Below are 223 nucleotides of genomic sequence, written 5' to 3'. Positions count from 1 at the left end.
GAGCAGGCCGGTTCGCTCGGCGATGCGGCCGAGCTTCAGCGCAGGGTCCAGGCCGATCCGCTCGATCATCAGGCGCGCTTCGATCTGGCGATCGCGCTCAACGCGCGGGGAAAGCGCGAGGAAGCGGTCGATCACCTCCTTGAAATCGTTCGGCGCGACCGCAATTGGAACGACGACGGCGCGCGCAAGCAGCTCGTCCAGTTCTTCGAGGCCTGGGGCCCGA

1 protein-coding gene is annotated in these 223 nt (G+C 67.3%); it reads left to right on the top strand.

The window, feature by feature from the left end; genetic code table 11:
* Positions 1 to 223, top strand: a 223-nt coding sequence (locus E4K09_RS00045; protein ID WP_134494038.1) for a tetratricopeptide repeat protein, incomplete at both ends; no start/stop codon positions are given.

Source organism: Microvirga pakistanensis (genome assembly GCF_004458765.1).
GTDB classification, from domain to species: Bacteria; Pseudomonadota; Alphaproteobacteria; order Rhizobiales; family Beijerinckiaceae; genus Microvirga; species Microvirga pakistanensis.
The sequence above is the reverse complement of the archived record's forward strand: the minus strand, read 5'-3'. Positions and strand labels throughout refer to the sequence as shown.